At 47.5% G+C, this 21,703-nt stretch carries 16 protein-coding genes and 1 pseudogene; 5 read left to right on the forward strand and 12 right to left on the reverse strand.

Annotated elements, in window-relative coordinates; genetic code table 11:
- Positions 1–369: 369 nt before the first annotated feature.
- Together clpB and KDD36_09740 are read right to left on the reverse strand one after the other, a co-directional pair.
- Positions 370–2,994 carry an ATP-dependent chaperone ClpB gene (clpB, locus tag KDD36_09735; GenBank protein ID MCB0396924.1) on the reverse strand — a complete coding sequence of 875 codons (2,625 nt, stop codon included), beginning with the start codon at positions 2,992–2,994 and terminating at the stop codon, positions 370–372.
- A 476-nt stretch (positions 2,995–3,470) separates the two neighbouring features.
- Positions 3,471–5,405, reverse strand: a complete 1,935-nt coding sequence (locus KDD36_09740; protein ID MCB0396925.1) for a T9SS type A sorting domain-containing protein — start codon at positions 5,403–5,405, stop codon at positions 3,471–3,473.
- A gap of 239 nt (positions 5,406–5,644) precedes the next feature.
- Between KDD36_09740 and trxA the strand changes: the two genes are divergently transcribed.
- Positions 5,645–5,938, forward strand: coding sequence for a thioredoxin (gene trxA / locus KDD36_09745; GenBank protein MCB0396926.1), 294 nt, complete (start codon positions 5,645–5,647; stop codon positions 5,936–5,938).
- Positions 5,939–6,003: 65 nt separating this feature from the next.
- Here trxA and KDD36_09750 read toward each other — a convergent pair whose 3' ends face one another.
- Positions 6,004–6,549: a hypothetical protein gene (locus tag KDD36_09750; protein ID MCB0396927.1), complete on the reverse strand. Its 546-nt coding sequence runs from the start codon at positions 6,547–6,549 to the stop codon at positions 6,004–6,006.
- A gap of 81 nt (positions 6,550–6,630) precedes the next feature.
- Here KDD36_09750 and KDD36_09755 point away from each other — a divergent pair, with 81 nt between their 5' ends.
- Positions 6,631–7,875 (forward strand): MFS transporter, encoded by a 1,245-nt coding sequence (locus KDD36_09755; GenBank protein MCB0396928.1) that lies wholly within the window; start codon positions 6,631–6,633, stop codon positions 7,873–7,875.
- Here KDD36_09755 and KDD36_09760 read toward each other — a convergent pair whose 3' ends face one another.
- From KDD36_09760 to KDD36_09795, 8 genes and pseudogenes are all read right to left on the reverse strand, one after another.
- A complete protein-coding gene (locus tag KDD36_09760) occupies positions 7,876–8,364 on the reverse strand; it encodes an SRPBCC domain-containing protein (GenBank protein MCB0396929.1) in 489 nt (162 codons plus the stop codon).
- A 90-nt stretch (positions 8,365–8,454) separates the two neighbouring features.
- On the reverse strand, positions 8,455–8,880 hold the full coding sequence (locus KDD36_09765; GenBank protein ID MCB0396930.1) for a VOC family protein: 426 nt from the start codon (positions 8,878–8,880) through the stop codon (positions 8,455–8,457).
- Positions 8,877–9,081: pseudogene (locus tag KDD36_09770) on the reverse strand ((4Fe-4S)-binding protein). Before KDD36_09770 ends, KDD36_09765 begins: the two are co-directional and overlap by 4 nt.
- Positions 9,082–9,134: 53 nt before the next feature.
- Positions 9,135–10,451, reverse strand: a complete 1,317-nt coding sequence (locus tag KDD36_09775) for an NAD(P)/FAD-dependent oxidoreductase (GenBank protein ID MCB0396931.1) — start codon at positions 10,449–10,451, stop codon at positions 9,135–9,137.
- 167 nt (positions 10,452–10,618) lie between these two features.
- Entirely contained in the window at positions 10,619–11,278 is a 660-nt protein-coding gene (locus tag KDD36_09780; protein MCB0396932.1) for a DUF4159 domain-containing protein, read from the reverse strand.
- 60 nt (positions 11,279–11,338) lie between these two features.
- The gene (locus KDD36_09785; GenBank protein ID MCB0396933.1) at positions 11,339–11,935 is read right to left on the reverse strand and encodes a hypothetical protein; all 597 of its coding nucleotides are present in this window, start codon (positions 11,933–11,935) and stop codon (positions 11,339–11,341) included.
- Positions 11,928–13,703, reverse strand: a complete 1,776-nt coding sequence (locus tag KDD36_09790; GenBank protein MCB0396934.1) for a hypothetical protein — start codon at positions 13,701–13,703, stop codon at positions 11,928–11,930. Before KDD36_09790 ends, KDD36_09785 begins: the two co-directional genes overlap by 8 nt.
- Entirely contained in the window at positions 13,681–14,772 is a 1,092-nt protein-coding gene (locus KDD36_09795; protein MCB0396935.1) for a M42 family metallopeptidase, read from the reverse strand. Before KDD36_09795 ends, KDD36_09790 begins: the two co-directional genes overlap by 23 nt.
- Before the next feature lie 225 nt (positions 14,773–14,997).
- On the opposite strand from KDD36_09795, the gene KDD36_09800 reads away from it, so the two are divergent.
- Positions 14,998–15,645 (forward strand): protein-L-isoaspartate(D-aspartate) O-methyltransferase, encoded by a 648-nt coding sequence (locus KDD36_09800; protein MCB0396936.1) that lies wholly within the window; start codon positions 14,998–15,000, stop codon positions 15,643–15,645.
- Between the two features lie 195 nt (positions 15,646–15,840).
- On the opposite strand, the gene KDD36_09805 is transcribed toward KDD36_09800, so the two are convergent.
- Positions 15,841–16,407, reverse strand: coding sequence for a transposase (locus tag KDD36_09805; GenBank protein MCB0396937.1), 567 nt, complete (start codon positions 16,405–16,407; stop codon positions 15,841–15,843).
- Between the two features lie 794 nt (positions 16,408–17,201).
- On the opposite strand from KDD36_09805, the gene KDD36_09810 reads away from it, so the two are divergent.
- A complete protein-coding gene (locus tag KDD36_09810) occupies positions 17,202–19,166 on the forward strand; it encodes a type IIA DNA topoisomerase subunit B (protein ID MCB0396938.1) in 1,965 nt (654 codons plus the stop codon).
- Positions 19,167–19,205: 39 nt separating this feature from the next.
- A complete protein-coding gene (locus KDD36_09815) occupies positions 19,206–21,665 on the forward strand; it encodes a DNA gyrase/topoisomerase IV subunit A (GenBank protein MCB0396939.1) in 2,460 nt (819 codons plus the stop codon).
- Positions 21,666–21,703: the final 38 nt, after the last annotated feature.

The following is a 21,703-nucleotide window of genomic DNA, read 5'->3' on the forward strand; positions in this document are numbered from 1 at the left end:
AGACCTGTCAATCACTTAAAACATGCTTTGGCTGACTAAGTGGTCAACGCGTTAGTAGTTAGTAGGCAGTAGGCAGTAGGCAGTGCGTGACGCGTTGGGTTACCGGAGAAAGGTTTGCATATGGGTACGCGGGAGTATGATGTATGATTTGGTGATGTATGATGTGCCCCTCGTTCGGCGAAGGTTGTACCTTCGTCGTACTATTCTGTCGCTTGTAGCTACTCCCAAGTCCACAAATGATAATGCGGATTGAGATGCGAGGAATCTGTAAGGACCGTATACTCTTTGCCAATCTCTACTTACTGATAATCCTGCCACCCCACCAATATTAACGGTGACCAATACTGCCTACTGCCTACTGCCTACTATCTACAGATCACTCCCCATCTTCTCGCCCTTCTTAATCGGTTTTCTGAACACGATCTGATTATCGAATACGTCCATCACCACATCCTGTCCTTTGTCGATGGTGCCGGCAAGAAGGCTTTTGGATAGGGCATTGAGCACCTCTTTCTGAATAAGCCTTTTGATCGGACGAGCACCGAACTGCGGATCAAATCCTTTTTCAGCGATGTAGTTCACAGCATCTTCGGATATGGTCAACCGGATGTCCTGCTTGAGTACAGTTTGCTGGAGCTGCTGCATCTGTAGTTTCACGATGTTGTGAATGTCCTTTTCGGTCAGTGGTTCGAACATGATCAGTTCATCCACCCGGTTCAGGAATTCGGGGCGCATGGTTTTCTTCAGCAACGTCAGCACTTCTTTCTTGGTGCTTTCCATGACCACTTCACGGTTCTTGGCGGTGAGGCTTTCGAAATTTTCACGGATGATGTCCGATCCGAGGTTCGAGGTCATGATGATGATGGTGTTCTTGAAGTTGGCGATACGTCCTTTATTGTCTGTCAACCTGCCATCGTCAAGCACCTGCAGCATGATATTAAACACATCGGGGTGTGCTTTTTCAATCTCATCGAGTAGGATCACACTGTAGGGCTTTCTGCGTACCGCTTCTGTAAGCTGACCACCTTCATCGTAGCCAACGTATCCGGGAGGGGCGCCTACCAGTCTGGAAACCGCATGTCTTTCCTGGTACTCACTCATGTCTATCCTTGTCATCAGGTTTTCATCATTGAAAAGGTAGTTGGCAAGTGCCTTGGCCAGCTCGGTTTTTCCCACGCCGGTGGTGCCGAGAAAGATGAATGACCCGATGGGACGCTTCTCGTCCTGCAGACCAGCGCGACTTCTTCTGACGGCATCCGCAACCGCGGCGATGGCCTCTTCCTGTCCCACCACACGTTTGTGGAGTTCATCTTCCAGGTGCAACAGTTTGTCTTTTTCACTCTGCAACATTTTATTCACCGGAATGCCTGTCCACCGGGATACCACCGCAGCGATATCTTCGGAGTCCACTTCCTCTTTGATCATTTTGTTGCCTTGCTGTTCTTCGGCCAGTTTTTTCTTGAAGGATTCCAGCTGGGCTTCGGCTTCTTTGATCTTTCCGTAACGAAGTTCGGCAACCCGTTCATAATTTCCGGCGCGTTCTTCCTGCTCTGCTTCCAGCTTGAAGTTCTCAATATCTTCTTTGGCTTGCTGAATACCTTCGACGACTTCCTTCTCCGCCTGCCATTTTGCTTTCAGGTTGTTTCGTTCATCGGAGAGGTTGGCGATCTCTTCGGAAAGCTTCTTCAATTTCTTTTCATCCTTTTCCCTTTTGATGGCTTCTCTTTCAATCTCAAGCTGACGGATTTTGCGTTCTACCTCGTCCAGTTCAACGGGCATGGAATTGATCTCAAGTCTCAGTTTGGATGCGGCTTCGTCTACCAGGTCGATGGCCTTATCGGGCAGAAAGCGGTCTGTGATATAGCGCTGAGAAAGCTCTACCGCAGCGATGATGGCTTCGTCCTTGATGCGCACCTTATGGTGTGTTTCATATTTTTCTTTCAGACCACGAAGGATAGAAATGGCATCATCCGTGTCAGGTTCGTCGATGGTCACTTTTTGAAAGCGACGTTCCAGGGCCTTATCTTTTTCAAAGTACTTCTGGTATTCCGCCAGGGTGGTCGCGCCAATGGCACGGAGTTCACCTCTTGCAAGTGCAGGTTTGAGGATATTGGCGGCATCCATCGCTCCTTCGCCGCCTCCGGCACCCACGAGGGTATGAATCTCGTCAATGAAAAGTACAATGTTTCCTTCCGCGCCAGTCACTTCTTTGACTACGGCTTTCAGGCGCTCTTCGAACTCACCTTTGTATTTTGCTCCCGCAACCAGGGCGCCCATATCCAGTGAAAAGATTTGTTTTGATTTAAGGTTCTCCGGGACGTCGCCGTTGATGATGCGATGGGCAAGGCCTTCCGCAATGGCAGTCTTACCAACACCGGGTTCACCGATCAGTATGGGGTTGTTTTTTGTCCTTCTGGAAAGGATTTGCAGCACGCGACGGATCTCGTCATCCCGTCCGATCACCGGGTCCAGCTTCCCGTTACGCGCCATTTCGTTGAGGTTGTTGGCGTATTTATTCAACGCATTATAAGTTTCTTCGGCGCTGTGGCTGGTCACCCTTGAGCCTTGTCTCAGGTCGGTAACCGCGGCTTGCAGGTCTTTTTCCGTGACTCCGCTGTCTTTGAGCAATTGGGCTGCCGCATCATTCCCGTGAAGGATGCCTTGTATCAGATGTTCAACAGACACGAATTCATCCTTATGGTCATGCATGAGGTTCATGGCTTTCTGAACGGCGGCGTTACCGCTTCGTGAAAGATATTGTTCATTTCCACTGACCTTGGGAAATGAGGTGATGATGGCATCCAGGGCTTTCGTAAGGGTAGGAATGTTTACATTCAGTTTCTTCAGAAGAAAAGGTGTGACATTCTCATCCACGTTGAGGATGCCTTTAAGTATATGTGCAGGTTCAATGGCCTGATGCTGATGCCCGGATGCAATTTGCTGGGCTTGCTGAATGGCCTCCTGCGATTTCAATGTAAATTGGTTCAGGTTCATGTCTGATGTATTTTGATGTACACATTCCACCATGGAACATACTGAATGGTTATCATCAAAATCTCATCCAAGCCGGATAAGGGGAAGAAAACCGGAAATTTTGGCTGGAAGAGGTTTTGCTGAGAAATAAAACCAGGTCAGGTTGACACGGGAATTGAATTTTGGTCCGAATATTCTGCCGATTTTTCAGGTGTGCCCCTTCTGTAAATACATCTGATATTTTGAGTGGGGAGATAAAAAAAGAGGCTGCCTTACGGGACAACCTCTCTCAACTGCAAAGTTCAGCAATCGGGAAATTGAACCCAAATCATGCAATAGAGAAAAAAACTATTGCATGACGCATAAGAAAATCAAATACCACCGATTATCTTCTTCGGAAGAATTTCTTGATTTTCTACGCGGGGTAACCCCAGCTAATACATTTAGTTCAGCGCGAAAAGCACTTCCTAATGCATAACCTGGGTTAAAATGAATGGTTACTTGTTCTCAACGATAATTTTTTGGGATTGACCGTCAGAAGTTTTTACCATGTAAATGCCAGACTCCAGTTTGCTAACGTCAATGGAGGTGGCTTGTGCTTTGGAAATCACCAGGCGACCTTCCAGGGTGTAAATCTCAACATCGGTAGCTTCTTTGATGAAGAGTGTACCAGATACGGGATTTGGGGAAGCGAAGTTGGATGATGGAGTGGATTCCATTTCCTCGTTCGTGATCGCATGTGCTTTATGTCCGTGGAAGCCAAAGTTCTTCGAAACCAGGAACAATTGGCTGCCTTCGGCCAGCTTTGAGTTGTTGATCATGTCGCTGCGAACGCTGTGTGCCTGAACATCACCGATCAGCAGTGTTTCTCCCGGGCTGGTGATGAACAGTGATGTTACATCCAGTACACCTGAAGATTCCCAGTTACCAATGTCGGTAGGATTGTTATCCACCTGCATGAAAGGAACGGCATTGCGGTCCATTTCAAGGATCCTTTGGATGTCACCGGTTGCAGGGTCCAGTTGCCATGCAGAGGCTTCGATGCCGCTGGTAAGACCAAAACCGGAAACGGAACGGTCTTCCTGAAGATAGATAAAGCCATTGTCAGACCATACCAGGTTGTCCGGGCTGCGGATACCGAAATCAGGACCGGCAACGATTCCGTTACCTGCATCGTCACCATCATAAGCAATGCGTATGTTGGCTTTGATGTTGTTGATAGAGGCCAGCGGGCTGTTTAACTGGGACTGCAAATCCTGATCATCAAAGTCGATGATGTAGGTTGTACCCCATGAATCCGCACCACCGAACAAGCTGCTACGTCCTGTAGAAGCCAAAACCACTTGTGTTCCGTCATAAGGATTTGTAGACAGGTCTTCAGGGCGTGAGAATTTGAAACCACCCACGGCAGCAGCCATGGTATACTGTGTGGATTGATCGGCAAAGCCAAGGGCGTCATAGCCAGGCAGACCGGCATTGGCGGCGTCGAAGTGATCGATACGCACGAATTTTCCGTCGCGTGAGCTGCCGGTGCCGTTAAAGGTGGTTGGGTCGATCTCGCCGCTTCCTGCATAGTCGTCAGATACCCAAACATACAGATGGCCGTTGGACAGACCGTTTCTCTTCAGAAAAGATTTGTTTGGGTTGTAGCCACTGGCGTTGGAGTTTTTCTCACCTACATAAAGGTAAAGGGGAGCACCACCGGAATCATCACCGATGAGGAAAGCCACTTTGTTTGAGTGGAAGTTCTCAATAACAGTTACGCTTTCAAAAGCGGCGCGTCCTGCCATCGGGATTACATATAGATCCTTTTTATTTACGTCAAGCGCTGTGAGCTGTCCGTTTCCGGTTTCTTCTCCGGTGAAGTAGATATCATCCCAGAAACCATATTCGAATTTGCTTACACCTGAGCTTGAGCAAAATCTGTCGAAGCCATCGGTGCCAAGGGCTGCGCCCGGGTTGATTTGAAAGCCGCTTGTAACGACATTTCCTGCGCGATCATAGATGGTGTTGAAAGCCAGTCCGACAGCGTCAACCTTCCGGTCGATGCGTGAAATGGAAACGCTGCTGATGCGGGCTCCTGTGAGCATGGTGCCGTTTGCAAGCTGGTATTGATAACCAACACCGTCACCAAATTCATGATTAACAAGTACACGTACGTGGCTGCCGTTTTTCCAGGCTGCAATTCCGTCAAACAGGCCGGGAATCTGATATCCGAACTCATCCTGGTTGACATCGTCACCGTCGTTGTTTGTCTCACCGGTTGTAAGCAGGGCTGAGTACTGCCAACCGTTCTTGATGTTTTGAGTAACACCTTTCATCATAGGTGCTTCATCGGTCACAAAATCTTGTGCCGCTACCTGGTTGCCTGCTGTTGCTGCGACCAGGCCAGCCAGAAGCGTCATTCTGGCGAAGCTGTTCGTTTTTTTCATTTGGGATTCCTCCGTTAAAAAAAAGGTTTGTAAATAAGGTTTTCTTGTCGGGAGTAAAACTATCCGATTAAGATGGCGCTATATTTTCCTTACCTTTAAGAAAGTCTTGTGATAATGTTCAGTTATCGTGTTGACAGTATGAACAGACCCGTTAACGTTGGGGTTTAAGGTTTAAGGTTTAAGGTTTAGGGTTTAAGGTTACCGGGAGGTAAGCAGTTGTTTTAATAGTTCACAATCCGATGTCGTCATTTCAACAACATATACAAGGAAGCAAGCCGGTACTGGTAGACTTCTATGCAGAGTGGTGTGGTCCCTGTAAAATGATGCCGCCGATCCTTAAAGAGGTCAAGGCGCAATTGGGTGATGCTGTAACCATCCTGAAAGTGGATGTGGATAAGAATCCTCAGGTGGCTATGCAATATAGGGTGCAGGGTGTGCCTACGCTTATTTTATTCAGGAATGGTGAAGTAAAGTGGCGCCAGTCAGGTGTGTTGCCGGCGGCACAGTTGGTGGAGGTTATAAAACGCGGATAAGCCATGTTTGGCTCAGTAGGGTAGGGGGGAACTCATTACCGTTTTTCCGGTATCTCTGGAATGTATTACCGTCGACCTTTTTTTCTTCTTGTCACCCGGGCACTGTCATTCAAATCTTTTACGATATTTCTAACCGGTAGATCAATGGATTTTTCAAGCTTGGAAAGCGCTTCACATGCGTCGTTGTAGTTGTTTGTGTCTATAAGGACGAGCTGCAATGAGTTGTCCTGGTTCCTAAGTACAATGTTGTAAGAAGAACGGTGCACGCTCGTTTTAACGATACTTCTGTTTGTATGCCAATAGTCCTTTATTAACACCATTTCATGATATAGTGTGATCGGATGCCATACACCGTAACGAAATCTCAGGAATAGACGGTAGAGCCTTACGGTCTTCTTTTTTGTATCAATCTCAACACCTTCCTGTCCTATGGCAAGACTGATAAGTGGGATGATTAACAATGCGGAAATGATTGCTACGACCCATGCACCATAGTTTAATGCAAGAATGATAAAGATGCTGCCAAAGGATGTACCTCCTATGCCCAGAAAGGAACGCTTCCCTCTGAACATAGGGCCGCGATGAATGGTGATAATATTTTGTTCAGGCATTATATAATAAAGTATAATTGCTTATTGTATTTTGATGTATTTTCCACCGCGAGAATTGAATATAGAACAAATATAACCCTTATGTATACCCGGATCAAAGCAGTAAGCGGACAGATACACTCCCGTGAAGCGCTGTTAGTGGCCTTCTCGAAAATGCTCGAGCGTGCGGGTTATTATGGGTTGCGTGGGATACTGGTATTATATATGGTAGGGGAGACCATGTCTATGTCTGCTACAGAAGCTTTCCAGCTCTATACGTTCTTTACCGCTGCTGTCGCATTATCTCAGGTATTCGGAGGGATCATCGGTGACCTGTTACTTGGTAACAAACGAGCGGTGTTGGTTGGGGCTTTATTGCAGTCCGTGGGTGCGTTTGTGATTGGTATTCCATCTCACTCCATGTTGTACACCGGGGCGGGTCTGGTGGTATTGGGATCCGGTATCTACACACCGAATATTGCTTCTCAATTTGCGAAGCAGTATCTGAAGACCCCGAAGTTACTCGACGCGGGTTTTACCATATTTTACATTCTGATTACAGCAGGTGCATTTGTTGGAGCAATTGTGATTGGCGAAGTTGGGGAATCGCATGGTTGGGAATATGGTTTTGCTACCTCGGGCGTAATAATACTGCTGGCCGTTTTGCCGATGTTGTTTATAAAGACAGAACAGGAGGCCGAAGGGACTTCAGATGCCAGGGGGGGTATCAAAAATATATGGTATATCATATTGGGAGCACTAGTGGTAGGTCTCTTTTGGTTGCTATATTCTTTGTATGGAGCCATGATATTTGATATACACGATAAACTGAGGCAGTTGAATGTGCTGACAGTTTCGAAGGGAATTACGGGCATCTTTGATAGTATAGTGTTGGTTGGGGGCCTGTTGATTGCTTTGTTTGTCTGGAGCTATTATTATAGCCATCAGTTTACAAAGCTTGCCATAGGTTTTCTGGCTGCAGGCATGGGGATGTTGGCGCTTTTGATCATAGGGGACACGCCCACGGCACAGCATCTACCGGTATTTATAAGTGCCATAGTGCTGGTAGCGATCGGTGAAGTACATGTTGGACCCGTCTTTTATGGTTTGCTGGCACGCTATTCCAACCCGAAGTATCTCGCCATTACAATGGGGCTGGCATTCGTGCCTTCATATGTGATCGCCAGCTTTTTTCCACTGAGCTATCTATTATCTGATAAACTCAAATGGTCACCTGATACAATCCTCATGACAGGTATCACTATAACTACAGGAATCGGAGTGGTGTTGCTTGCTGTCGTTTACATGGTTAGGATAAACTCCCGAAAACGCGAATTGGCTGAATAACTATTTCTCCGCTCTTTCTTTCAACGCCTGGTTCATTTTTTCAAATCCGGCCCTGGTTTGGGTCTCCAACATTTTTTTGAAAAGCGGAACAAGGATGCCTTTGAATTTTTCCCGTTGTATAAATTGGGTTTGTCCGTTCTCTTTTTCCTGAAGTTCGAAGATATGCTCTCCGTCAAACAACCCGGGGATCAACAAATGGCCGAGCCAGCGGAATTCCTTTCCCGGTTTGTAAGCCAGACAGCGGGGTTTGAATACCATCGGTTTTCCACCGGGAGGTTGCAGGGTTACCTTGAACGAGGCGCCCTCTGAGATCTGCCCTTCCACAGAAGTGACAAACGGGTTCCATGAAGGGTAGGAGGGGAAGTCTGACAGGTGTTCCCAGATCTTATCCGGCCCCGCACCAATCATGATTTCTGTTTTAAGTTCGTAAGCCATAATGATAAGTCTTTTGGTTTCGTTAGTTGAATTCGTAGCATCTTTGGTACTCATCCCATTAGCACACCTGCCTGCCCTGCAATGGCCTTGGCGTCGGCTGGCAGGTCACCACATCACCCATCACCACATCATCACATCACCAAATCACTTCGTCGTCTGGTCTTCATACATATCCGTGAACACCTGGTCCACGGGTTCCCACAGTTCAATCTTGTTGTTTTCAGGGTCGAGGATATGCACGAACTTGCCGTATTCGTAAGTTTCGATCTCATCGCAGATGGTCACCCCAGCGGCTTTGAGTTCTTCCACCAGTGCCTCGATGTTTTCCACGCGGTAGTTAATCATGAACTCTTTTTGTGAAGGTTCAAAGTAGGTGGTCTTGTCGTCAAAGGGGCTCCATTGCAGGTATCCCTTTTGGTCGGGTTGATCCGAAGACCTGAACTCAAACAGAGATCCGTATTGGTTTGTATTCAGTCCGAGTTGGTCACGGTACCAATCTTTCATGGCATCCGGGTCTTTGCATTTGAAGAAAATCCCACCGATGCCGGTAACTTTTTTTGATTTGCTCATTGTTCTTCCTTTTTTATAGAGATGGCACCGGAGGGGCATTGATTCACTTGTCTGATGATGTCCTCATTCGGTGCGCCGTCCATTTGAATCCATGGACGCTCTTTGGGTTTAAATACGGCAGACGCATACTCCGGAATGTGTGCATTTACCGGGTTCCCAGATGACCGTCACTCCGTCTTTGGTATATTGTTTTTTAGTCATAACAGTGTCTTATGTCTTATGTCTTTTGTCTAATGTCTTATGTCTACTAACCCTCACACCTCCTCATTAAGCATTTCCCGTTTTCTTTTTTTCTTTTCTTCCATCAGGTCAAATTGCTGGAAGATGACGCGTACTCCTTTGTCGTGATTAAAATAACTGCGTGTCCAGTCGAATAGCACCACAACGCGGTTACGGAAGCCGATAAGGCTCATGAGGTGTACGAACATCCATATGAACCAGGCCACAAAGCCGGCCATTTTTAATCCGGCAAACTCAACTACCGCTTTATTCCGGCCTATTGTTGCCATGGCGCCCTTGTTCATGTATTTGAATGGCTTCATGGGTTGGCCTTTTTGCTGACGATGCAGGTTATCCGCCAGGTGGCGTCCCTGTTGTATGGCGGCAGGTGCCACCTGAGGGTGACCGCCTGGGTATTCTTCGCTCACCATAGCAGCACAATCACCGATGGCAAAAATATCCTCGTAACCGTTTACCCTGTTGAAGGTGTCCACATGCATTCGCTGACTTCTTTTGTCGATGACATCTGCCGGAATACCTCCGATGGGACATCCTCTGACGCCGGTGGTCCATATTAAGGTGCGGGCTGCAAAGTCCTTGTTGTTGGTTTGGATGTAGTCGCCGAAGTAATCCAGTACACGCGTATTTAATATGACCTCCACGCCCAGTTTCTCAAGAAAGCGCTGCGCTTTGGCGGATGATGTTTCGGATAATGCGGGCAATACACGCTTTCCACTTTGGATCAACAGAATCCGCATTTTGGAGAAATCCAGCTCGGGGTAGTCTTTGGGAAGTATCTGCATTTTGAGTTCACCAAGAGCACCTGCAAGTTCGACGCCTGTTGGTCCGGCACCGGCGATGGCAAAGGTCATGAGGCTTTTCTTCTTTCTCTTGTTTTCTATGCTGAGTGCCTTTTCAAAGTTCTGAAGCATCAGACTGCGCAGGTCCTGCGCTTCCGGCACGGTCTTCATCGGCATGGAGCTGATGATCAAACCTTCCATGCCAAAGTAATTGGTTTGCGATCCGGTTGCGATAACGAGGTGGTCGTAATGCAGTTCACCGATCTCCGTGTGGATCATTTTTTTAGCGCTATCCACATCCTTCACTTCCGCCATCCGGAAATAGAAATCCTTCTCCTTATGAAATATTTTTCTGATCGGAAAGCTGATGGATGCGGGTTCCAGGGCGGCGGTAGCCACCTGGTAAAGCAGCGGTTGAAACGTGTGGTAGTTGTGCTTGTCGAGAAGCACCACCTGAAAATTCCGCCGGCAAAGACGTTTTGCAATGTTGATCCCCCCGAACCCTCCGCCTATGATCACCACACGGGGAAAACTTGATTTAGGGATGTCGATGTTCACGGATGAACGGTTTAAGGTTTAAAGTTTAAAGTTGGCGTACCTTATATAATCTGATGCACAAAAGGCTCTCCAATTTTCAAATTGTCACATCACCACATCACCACATCATCACATTAACACATCATCTCATTAACACATCATCTCATTAACACATTATCACACTACCCATCTCCCATCAACACAAACTGAATGATATTCGCACCCATTTTCAAGGCTTTCTGCCTGTTCTCTTCCGAGTCATTATGCACTTCCCGGTCTTCCCATCCATCGCCCAGGTCACATTCGTAACTGTAGAAACATACGAGCCGTCCTTCGTAAAATAAGCCAAAACCCTGTGCGGGTTTATCGTCATGTTCATGGATCTTGGGAAGACCTTTGGGGAATTTATATTTCTGATGATAGATAGGGTGGTTGTAAGGCAGCTCGATGAATTCCAGTTCCGGAAAAACCTTTTTCATTTCAGGGCGGATAAATCCGTCCAGTCCGTAGTTATCATCAATGTGAAGAAATCCACCGGAGATCAGATAATTTCTAAGGTTCTCCACATCGCCGGGTGAGAATACGACGTTCCCGTGACCGGTCATATGAAGAAAAGGATAGTTGAAGATCTCAGGACTCCCCACTTCCACGACGGCATAATCCGGCTTGATGTCTGTTCCCAGATTTCTATTGCAGAATTCGATGAGGTTGGGAAGTGAAGTAGGGTTGGCATACCAGTCGCCACCGCCACCATATTTCAGCAGACCTATTTCAAATGTGCCGCCACCGGTGGTGAAGGCAAGCATCGGAAGCAAAAGGGCCAGCAACAATCTCTTTTTCATTCCTTAAAAGTAACGAATTGGATTTGAACTGTACGTTCACAAACGAACTTTCCGGAAGCCTTATTTGGTCCGGACCAATTGAACGTAGTCAATCAGTACACGACGGTCTGCAGCCGTGTCAGGTGTGCCGACAAGAAACGACGCTGCGATCGGTCCGTTCTGATCAAGGGTTTGCATGAGGGTGAACCTCGTCCATGTTCTGGGGCTGACGATGGTATCATGGCTCACACTGTCTGTTTCGCTGTTCAGTTTTAAGGAGAGGGAGCAGGATGAGAAGCCGGGGCAGAGGATCCAGGTGGTCATCTGGTAGGTGCCAGCCGGCAGACTATCTGGTAATCCGAAGGACACCGGGAAAATACACGCCATACCACTCGCCATCGGCGTATCCAGTGGTCCCAGCGAAAAGCACCAGTCGCCAAAATACCCTTGCGGAATGTATTGGTTGGGCCCGGTGAAGGTGCTGTCGTAAGGAAGTTTCGCATACGTCCAGTGATCCATTTGTTCTGCCCTGGAAGTATCAAACTCATCGGTAAAGATCACCTGCCAGGTGCTTTTGGGCAATTCATTCGGATCGGGATCCTTTTTGCATGATGTCCATGCCAGGGTGACGATCAGGCCGGCAACAAACACGAAGATACCTGTGTGGCGCTTATTCATATTTTACCGGAAGGGTGGTCTCTTTATCAAGCCTGAAGATGGGATAACGCAGATGTGCAGCCTCGTAATGAGGGGTCTGTCTGTACACCCATAGCAGCTGCTGATACGGACTTTCCGCAAACGCATCATCCTCCAGTTTCTTAAGATCAAGTTGCTGTTTGATGTCCGGGTGTTCGGCAAGATACTTAGCAGCCAGGTCTTCGAAGACGTAGGGAGAGAAATGTTCCTTCTGCGCCAGGATCACATCAAAAAAGTTCCAGGCAAAGTAAGAGTCCGTAGCTCTTGGTTCCAGAACTTCTATCAGGAAACGGTTCTTGGACTGGTTCAGATACACCACATAATCATCCTTTTTAAAATCGATGCGTTGCGCCTCTGTTCTCGTTTTGATATTATAATGAAGGTAGTGTCCTTCAAATGGTGTTTCGACCGTCTGATAATCTTCAACGTAATAGGCACTCACAGGAATGTTCATGTCCTGTGTGAGTTTCTGGATCGTCACTTTATTCGCTTTCAGTAAGTCTATCACTTCCTTCCATGCCTGGGGGATGATGTAGGCCACGGGAGCCGTTACCTTGTCCGCCGGCCGGTAGGTGTCATAAAACGGGATGGCTTTCTCATAAGGCTGTTCGCGGTCGTAATACAAGCGATCCTTTCCGGTCACATCGCTGGGTTTGTAACCGGCGGTGTATCCTTTGAACATCAGTGGCGTGCTTCGGGTGCTATCCAGTTTCCAACTGAGTGCAAAATCTTTTCGTTCGCGGTCTTCCTGTGCGGCAATGCCTCTGACCTTTCCGATACGCTGACCGTTTTCTGAGGTGAATTTCAGAATATTCACCAGAAAAGTATAGGTAGCCATCACCCTTTCATTGTATGGCTTTAGCATGTGTGCTTCGGTAATGAACCCGATGGTGTTGAAGAGCGACGTGTAGCCTGTGGAATACCTCGGAGAATCAAGGAATCCCGCGATGCCATCATCCGGGGTTTGTCTGATGCTGTTTACATAGGGTGTTGTCAGCACGCCGGCTGCATTCATGCTTTTGTAAAGTTCGGGGAGCATGGTTTCCCTCATATAGGTACCGATCAACGGATGGATCTTGTCCGGATGCGTTGGGATCAGCGTCATCGTATAAGGGTAGTCTGCACCGTTCGTGGTGTGGGTGTCCACGAAAATGTCCGGACGCCAGGTATGGTAGATTTCGGCGAAGGTCCGGGCGTTCTTGCTGTCGGCCTTGATGAAATCCCGGTTCAGGTCAAAGTTTCTGGCGTTGCCGCGGAAGCCATATTCTTGGGGGCCGTCCTGATTGACACGGGTGGTGCTATTGCGGTTTTGCATGCCGCCGATATTATAACCCGGAATGATGCAGATAATCACGTTATCGAGGTAGGCGGATGATATCTTCTTATTGAGAAGGTCCTGTGCGAACTTGATGCTTGCGTCAACACCGCATGGTTCACCGGCATGAATGGCGTTGTTGATAAGGATGATGCGCTTGTCCCGTTTGCGAAGCGAGACAGGATCTACATCCTGATCCTTTGTGATAAGCAGCATGTGCAGGGGGATGCCAGCATCCGTGGTGCCATACTCAATGAGGAATGCCATCGGATGCGCTTCTGCAAGTTTGCGGTAGGCGGTGATGGTTTCCTCGTAAGTCGGACTCTTGTTTTCCTGGAATGCCTGTTCTACCTGAGAGAACAGGGGGGAAGCCGAAAGTATACAACCGGCGATCAGGAAAGCCCGTTGAAGTTTATTTGATATACCGGAAGTCATGACCTGCTTTGAGTTGTGTGATTGTTTCGTACATCAATTTAATGACGCTGTCGATATCATCCTTATGCACAGTCTCAACGGTGGTATGCATATATTTCAATGGCAGGGAAATGAGTGCTGAAGCCACACCGTCTGCAGAATATGCAAATGCGTCGGTGTCGGTCCCGGTGCTGCGTGATGCTGCTGACCGCTGGAAGGGAATCTTTTTCTTCTCAGCCACGGAGATGATCATGTTCAGGAGATTGTTTTGAACGGCGGGACCATAGGTCAACGCAGGGCCTTTTCCCGCAGTGATGTCACCTTCTTCCTTTTTCTTGTAAAGAGGAGATTGTGTGTCATGTGTGACGTCGGTCACGATGGCCACGTTCGGCTTGAGTCTGCGTGAGATCATCTCCGCACCTCTTAAGCCAATCTCTTCCTGCACAGCATTTACAATATATAGACAGAACGGTAACTTCTTCTTGCTTTCTTTGATCTGGCGTGCCACTTCAGCGATCATGAATCCACCGATGCGGTTATCCAAAGCGCGTCCGGTGATGTAGTTCTTGCCCAGGTCCATCAGTTCATCTTCAAAGGTAACGACAGTGCCCACATGGATTCCGGCTTTCTCTACTTCGGCCTTGGAGCTGCAGCCGCAATCGATGAAAATATTCTTCATGGAAGGCGGTTCTTCCTTGTCTTTCTGGCGTACATGAATAGCCGGCCATCCGAACACCCCTTTTACAATGCCTTTTTTGGTGTGTATGTTTACCCGCATCGAAGGCGCGATCATGTGATCCGAGCCACCGTTGCGGATGACATAGAGGTATCCATCTTCGCTGATATAATTCACAAACCATGAGATCTCGTCGGCGTGGGCTTCAATCACCACTTTGTAAGCTGCCTTCGGGTTGATCACCCCAACCGTGGTTCCGTAAACGTCCGTTTGGTATTCATCGATGTACGGTCGGATATAATCCAGCCATATTTGCTGGCCGCTTTTGGCGCCGGTAGGCATTTGTGATTCAAAACCGGTGGGGGATGCATTGTTTAAGTATTCCTCCAAAAATTGTCTGCTCGCCTTTCTCATGGGATGATCTGTTTTATAAAGAAGAAGCAAATGTACATAACTTCATTAAAGATGCTAACCGGAAGGAAGAATAGCAAGAGCATCCACTGTAAGCATATGGGGGCGATACCGTAAGCTTCTGGTTCTCCCTGTATGCAGTATGCTGTTGCTGTATGCTGTCTCTGTATGCTGTCTCTGTGGTAACTATAAACCTTTTTGTATTTTCGGCGTCCATAAACATTCGGCATGGAAGATAATTATAGGCATAAAGGATTACGGAAGAAGTTGCTGGATATATTACGGCAAAAGGGCATTAAGAATGAGACGGTGCTTGCTGCCATGGACAGGGTGCCCAGGCATTGGTTCATGGATACCGCTTTTTTGAATTTTGCATATGAGGATAAGGCCTTTCCTATAGGAGCCGGACAAACTATTTCGCAGCCTTATACGGTTGCTTTTCAAACCGACCTGTTGGATCTTAAGAAAGGTGAGAAGGTTCTGGAAGTAGGCACTGGTTCAGGCTACCAAACCTGCGTATTGGTTGAGATGGGGGTGAAGGTATTTTCCATCGAGCGGCAACGGGAGTTATACCAGAAGACAAAAAAGTTGCTGGAAGAAATGAATTATCGTCCCAGGTTGTTTTATGGTGATGGTTATGCCGGATTACCAGCCTTTGAGCCTTTCGATAAGATCATTGTAACTGCGGGAGCACCCTATGTGCCGCCGGCTTTGATAGACCAACTCAAGCCGGGTGGCCGGTTAGTGATCCCCGTAGGCCAGAATATACAAGAGATGATGCTCATTAAAAAGGGAGAAAATGGTGAAACGGAGCGTGAGACGTTCGGCGAATTCAGATTTGTACCCCTTCTGGAGGATAAGGAGAACGGGGAATAGCCCGAAAGTTGGTTTGTAAATACAAGAAGCATTCAACAAAGCAGCTGGCGCGGACGTCCCGTCCGGGCTCGTAGCTGGCGCGGAGAACGGGGAATAGCCCGGTAGTTGGTTTGTAAAATACAAGAAGTATTCAACAAAGCAGCTGGCGCAGACGTCCCGTCGTAGCTGGCGCGGACGTCCCGTCCGGGCCCCTAACTAAGATGTTTTTACAGGCCTGGATAGCATCACAACATCAAGCATGCTATCAAGTTCGGCATAGTTTCTGGCAGAGCTATATAGATAATTTTCGGGATGTGACACGATCAAATCTTTAACAGGGTTTGCATGAATGTAATCCAGCTTTTGCCAGATAAAGTGATTAGAGAAAAGCTCTTTGGCGTGATTGCCATCTTGCCATACTTTAAAACGTTGTTTTCGTTTTAAATGATCGCAGGCTTGATGAAATGCCGATAACATCCATTCACGCCGGCTTTCCGGTTCTTCTTGAATAGTCTGAATGATTTGTTTGCTGGTGAATGTTTTGAAGTCACGAAGAATATTGGTTAACAGGTGACCTTCATCAGCCTGGCAGATCATATGAAGATGACTTGACATTAGGCAATAGGCGTATATGATCAATCCTTTGTTTTGCTGGCAGTGTTGCAGAGAGGCAAAGAGTCGTTTCTTTTGAATAGGTCTGCTGAAAACATCGATCCACTGTACGATGGTCATGGTAACAAAGTAGGCCTTGTCAGGTTCTCGTATCTTATATTTGTCGGACATGTCGCAAATGTAGGAATGCAGCGTTTGGCATTTTGGCGAATGTGATGGGAAAGTTTACTCATGTAATGGAAGGTTAAAAATAAGCCCGGACGAGACGTCCGCGCCAGCGAAGTAATAAGAAACCCTTAATTATAACGATCCTTAAATGAAAAAGAACAATGTCAGGTTTCTCCGAGGATTGAATCATTATCTCTCTCTAACACTAATGGGTTGTCTAGTGGGTCTGGGGTCGCTATTTTACAAGACACATATTACACAAAGGGATGCGTTGGTCGCAGGTCTTATTTCAAGCCTCTGCATTACTCTAATAATTGTTATTGTTTATATCAATCGGATGTTAAAAAGGTTGGATCAATGAGTAGGTAATCCTAATTCGCCATAGCATTTCTATATCTGGCAGAGCGTTAGGCGAAGGTTGTACCTTCGTCTGGTTATCCTGTAGTATTTGTTACGCAAATCAGTGTTTCTGAGAAAGTCAGGACCAGACGTCTGCGCTAGCCAGTCAGAACGAAGGTGTTCGTCATCATGATCCATCAGGAAATTTCAGATTTCTTCAAAAAATTTATCAACAAAGCCCCCTGGTTTGTTGAAAACTCTTGCCCTGTAAGGCTTTCCGGGTGATTTGAAATCATTATCTTCGCAGATCGTGTCAAAATTGACATCATTGGATGACGTGGCAAAGTGATGGAGGGGACATATTTTTTACAGATGACCAACTACCATTGTCCAATGTCTATTGTCTAATTATCTATTGTCTACTAACGACTATCTACCAACTACTCTGTACTTAGTGTATGGCAGATGAAGAAGTAAAATATACCGAAGACAACATACGTACCCTCGACTGGAAAGAGCATATCCGTTTCCGGCCGGGGATGTACATAGGTAAGCTGGGCGACGGATCTTCCCATGACGACGGTATTTATGTACTGCTCAAGGAGGTGATCGACAACAGCATTGATGAGTTCGTCATGGGGCATGGGAAGACCATTGATGTATCCATCTCCGAAGGTCAGGTGACCGTGAGGGACTATGGTCGTGGCATTCCCCTGGGGAAGGTGCTGGATTGTGTGTCCCGCATCAATACCGGAGCCAAGTACGACTCCAAAGCATTCAAGAAGTCGGTCGGTTTGAACGGTGTGGGTACGAAGGCCGTAAATGCCCTGTCGGATTATTTTCAGGTGAGATCGGTCAGAGAAGGTAAAAATAAGACCATTGAGTTCCAGCATGGTGAAGTCACCACGGATCACAAGATCGGCAAGGCGGAACAGGATGAGAAGGAAGGAACGCTGACACAGTTCCTGCCGGACCGGACGATCTTCGGGAACTTCCGTTTCCGAACGGAGTTCGTGGAAAATATGATGTGGAACTACGTTTACCTTAACCCGGGGCTCACCATCCGGTTCAACGGTCAGCGCTTCCACTCAAAAGATGGCCTCCTCGATCTGCTGAAAGCACGCATTGACGGCGAAGTGCTGTACCCGATCATCCACCTTCGCGGCAACGACATCGAAGTGGCCATGACGCATGGTTCTTCTTATGGAGAGGAATATTATTCGTTTGTGAACGGACAGCATACCACCCAGGGCGGTACCCACCAGGCGGCCTTCCGTCAGGCGGTGGTGAAAACGATCCGGGAGTTTTTCAAGAAAGATTATGATGCGGTGGACATCCGCAGCTCGATCATAGCGGCCGTTAGTATCAAGGTTATTGAACCCGTATTCGAATCACAGACCAAGACCAAGCTGGGCTCGCAGGATATGGAACCGGGCGGTAAATCCATTTATGGATTTATCCAGGATTTCCTGACCACCGAACTGGATAACTACCTGCACAAAAACCAGGAAGCTGCAGAGGCCATTCACCGGAAGATCATGCAATCCGAGAAGGAACGCAAGGAGCTTTCCGGTATTCGTAAGCTGGCCAAGGAGCGCGCCAAGAAGGCGAGTCTGCACAATAAAAAACTTCGTGATTGCCGCGTCCATTTTGGCGATAAGCACGAACGGAATCTGGAATCCACCCTGTTTATTACGGAAGGAGATTCCGCCAGCGGATCCATCACCAAGTCACGGGATGTGAGTACCCAGGCGGTATTCAGTCTGCGTGGAAAACCGCTGAACTCATACGGTCTGACTAAGAAGGTGGTTTACGAGAACGAAGAGTTTAACCTCGTGCAGGCCGCCCTGAATATCGAAGATGGGATTGAACATCTGCGCTACAACAATATTGTGATCGCAACGGATGCGGATGTGGATGGAATGCATATCCGTCTTCTTCTGATTACTTTTTTCCTGCAATTTTTCCCTGACCTTGTGAAGAATGGTCACCTCTATATTCTTCAGACACCTTTGTTCAGGGTCAGGGATAAAAAGGAAACCATTTACTGTTACTCGGAGCAGGAGAAACAAGCAGCCATGAAGAAGCTAAGAGGCAAGCCGGAGATCACCCGATTCAAGGGCCTTGGGGAAATATCACCCGATGAGTTCAAGCATTTTATCGGAAAGGACATCCGCCTGGAGCCGGTGGTGATAGGGAAGGATTCTCCGATCAGCACCATCCTGGAGTTTTATATGGGCAAGAATACACCCGATCGTCAGGAGTTTATCATTGATAACCTGAAGGTGGAAAAAGACTACGTGGCAGAGGAGGAAGAAGAATTGGAACCGGAAGATGAGGAGCAGGAGGAAGATGAAAATGAAGGCGATGTGGCGACTTCTAAGAAGAAAACAAAATCCAAAGCAAAAACCAAAGCGTCTTAGTTATACATTGGTACAACGGTGAGCGAGGAAAACGGACATATGGAAGAGGAAAACCAGCCCCTGGATGCAAATCCGGGTGAAGGTAGCACGGAAAACGTGATCCACCTTTCCGGCATGTATAAGGAGTGGTTCCTGGACTATGCCTCGTACGTGATCCTGGAACGTGCCGTACCTGCCATGGAAGATGGCTTGAAGCCGGTGCAACGTCGTATCCTGCATTCCATGCGTGAACTGGAAGATGGCCGCTATCATAAGGTCGCCAACCTGATCGGTCATACCATGAAGTATCATCCGCATGGAGATGCATCCATCGGAGATGCGCTGGTGCAGTTGGGCCAGAAGGAATTGCTGATAGATATGCAGGGTAACTGGGGAAACATCCTCACCGGTGATGGTGCGGCCGCCCCCAGGTATATCGAAGCCCGTCTGACAAAGTTCGCGCTGGAAGTGGTATTTAACAACAAGACCACCGAATGGCTGGCGTCTTACGATGGCCGTGGCAAAGAACCCGTTCACCTTCCGGTGAAGTTTCCACTGCTTCTCGCGCAAGGGGCAGAAGGTATTGCCGTGGGACTTTCCACGCGGGTGATGCCCCATAATTTCAATGAATTGATTGACGCATCCATCCGGGTGCTTCGTGGACAAAATCCAAACTTCGTTCCCGATTTCCCTACCGGTGGAATGGCGGACTTTACGAATTACAACGACGGACAAAGAGGAGGGAAGATCCGTGTGCGTGCAAGGATCGCCAAGGACGACAACAAAACCCTGCGGATCCATGAGATCCCATTCGGCACCACCACATCCAGTCTCATTGAATCCATTATCAAAGCCAATGATAAAGGCAAGATCAAGGTCCGGAAGATTGAAGATAATACCGCTGAAAATGTAGAGATCCTGGTGCATCTTGCGACTGGCGTGTCTCCCGATAAGATGATCGATGCGCTGTATGCTTTCACGGATTGTGAGGTATCCATTTCTCCCAATACCTGCGTGATTGAAAAGGACAAACCGCGGTTTGTTGGCGTCAGCGAGATATTGAAGATATCCACGGATAATACGCTTCATCTGCTCAAGCGTGAGTTGGAGATCAAGAAAGGTGAACTGGAGGAGCAGTGGCACTTCGCGTCACTGGAGAAGATATTTATCGAGAAGCGCATTTACCGTAAGATCGAGGATTGCGAAACCTGGGAAGAAATTCTCTCTACCATTCATAAAGGTTTAAAACCTTATGTCAAAAACCTTATCAGGGAAGTGACCGATGAGGATGTGACCAGGCTTACCGAGATACGAATCAAACGTATTTCCAGGTTCGACAGCTTTAAAGCGGATGAGCTGATCAAGAAGCTGGAGGAAGAGTTGAAGGTAGTGCGTCATCACCTGAAAAACCTCGTGGATTTCGCAATTGATTATTTCAAGAACCTGAAGAAGAAGTACGGGGAAGGAAAGGAACGGAAGACGGAGATCAAAACGTTTGATACCATTCAGGCAACAAAGGTTGCAGTGGCCAATACCAAGCTTTATGTAAACCGCGAAGAAGGGTTTATCGGTCACGGACTAAAGAAAACCGAATCCGATTATGTCTGCGATTGTTCGGATATTGACGACATCATCGTCTTCCGTGAAGATGGTAAGATGATCATTACGCGTATCACGGACAAGGCTTTTGTCGGAAAAGGCATTATATATGTTGATGTCTGGAAGAAGGGTGATGAGCGAACGGTTTATAACGTGATCTACCAGGATGGCAAGGCCGGTGGTGGCATGGTGAAAAGGTTTGCGGTAACCGGTATCACCAGAGACAAAGAGTATGACCTGACCCGGGGAAAGGACGGATCACGTATCCTTTATTTCTCAGCCAATCCTAATGGAGAAGCCGAAGTGGTCACCGTGCATTTGCGTCCCAAACCCAGTTTGCGCAGGACGAGCATGGATCTCGATTTTTCAGAGGTGATCATCAAAGGCCGTGGTGCTGCCGGCAATATTGTGACGAAAAATGCGATCCGTAAGATCGTGAAGAAGGAGGAAGGCGTCTCTACACTCAGTGCCCGTAAAATATGGTTTGATGAGGTGGTGCATCGTTTGAATACAGAGGGCCGTGGCACCTACCTTGGCGAATTCAGCGGCGAGGATAAGATTTTTGTTATTAACCAGTCCGGTACCTTCGAGATTTATGGCAATGAGATCAGCACACATTTCGAAAATGATCTCGTGCTGATTGAAAAGTATAAACCCAATCGTGTGGTGACAGCTGTTTATTTCGACGGGGAAAAGCAGCTATACTATGTAAAGCGTTTCACCATGGATACGGGAATTAAAAAGTCCATTTTTATTCCGGAGGATAAAGATTCCCGTCTCGAAAGGGTAACCACAAATCCCCAACCTTCTGCGGAACTTACCTTTTATAAGGACAAAGGCAAAGATCGTGAACCGGAGCAGGTGGCACTGGTAGAGTTTATCGGGGAGAAAAGCTATAAGGCTAAGGGAAAGATGTTGTAGCCATACAAGGTAAGAGACATTCAGATCCAGGAAACGGA

The organism is Flavobacteriales bacterium, from assembly GCA_020435415.1.
Classification (GTDB): Bacteria; Bacteroidota; Bacteroidia; order JACJYZ01; family JACJYZ01; genus JACJYZ01.

Excerpts from the sequence above, each read along its gene's own strand:
- KDD36_09780 (MCB0396932.1), bottom strand. The coding sequence starts at position 11,278 with ATGAAAAAGAGATTGTTGCTGGCCCTTTTGCTTCCGATGCTTGCCTTC.
- KDD36_09785 (MCB0396933.1), bottom strand. The coding sequence starts at position 11,935 with ATGAATAAGCGCCACACAGGTATCTTCGTGTTTGTTGCCGGCCTGATC.
- trxA (MCB0396926.1), top strand. The coding sequence starts at position 5,645 with ATGTCGTCATTTCAACAACATATACAAGGAAGCAAGCCGGTACTGGTA.
- KDD36_09805 (MCB0396937.1), bottom strand. The coding sequence starts at position 16,407 with ATGTCCGACAAATATAAGATACGAGAACCTGACAAGGCCTACTTTGTT.
- KDD36_09755 (MCB0396928.1), top strand. The coding sequence starts at position 6,631 with ATGTATACCCGGATCAAAGCAGTAAGCGGACAGATACACTCCCGTGAA.
- KDD36_09740 (MCB0396925.1), bottom strand. The coding sequence starts at position 5,405 with ATGAAAAAAACGAACAGCTTCGCCAGAATGACGCTTCTGGCTGGCCTG.
- KDD36_09800 (MCB0396936.1), top strand. The coding sequence starts at position 14,998 with ATGGAAGATAATTATAGGCATAAAGGATTACGGAAGAAGTTGCTGGAT.
- clpB (MCB0396924.1), bottom strand. The coding sequence starts at position 2,994 with ATGAACCTGAACCAATTTACATTGAAATCGCAGGAGGCCATTCAGCAA.
- KDD36_09765 (MCB0396930.1), bottom strand. The coding sequence starts at position 8,880 with ATGAGCAAATCAAAAAAAGTTACCGGCATCGGTGGGATTTTCTTCAAA.
- KDD36_09750 (MCB0396927.1), bottom strand. The coding sequence starts at position 6,549 with ATGCCTGAACAAAATATTATCACCATTCATCGCGGCCCTATGTTCAGA.
- KDD36_09760 (MCB0396929.1), bottom strand. The coding sequence starts at position 8,364 with ATGAGTACCAAAGATGCTACGAATTCAACTAACGAAACCAAAAGACTT.
- KDD36_09790 (MCB0396934.1), bottom strand. The coding sequence starts at position 13,703 with ATGACTTCCGGTATATCAAATAAACTTCAACGGGCTTTCCTGATCGCC.
- KDD36_09795 (MCB0396935.1), bottom strand. The coding sequence starts at position 14,772 with ATGAGAAAGGCGAGCAGACAATTTTTGGAGGAATACTTAAACAATGCA.
- KDD36_09810 (MCB0396938.1), top strand. The coding sequence starts at position 17,202 with ATGGCAGATGAAGAAGTAAAATATACCGAAGACAACATACGTACCCTC.
- KDD36_09815 (MCB0396939.1), top strand. The coding sequence starts at position 19,206 with ATGGAAGAGGAAAACCAGCCCCTGGATGCAAATCCGGGTGAAGGTAGC.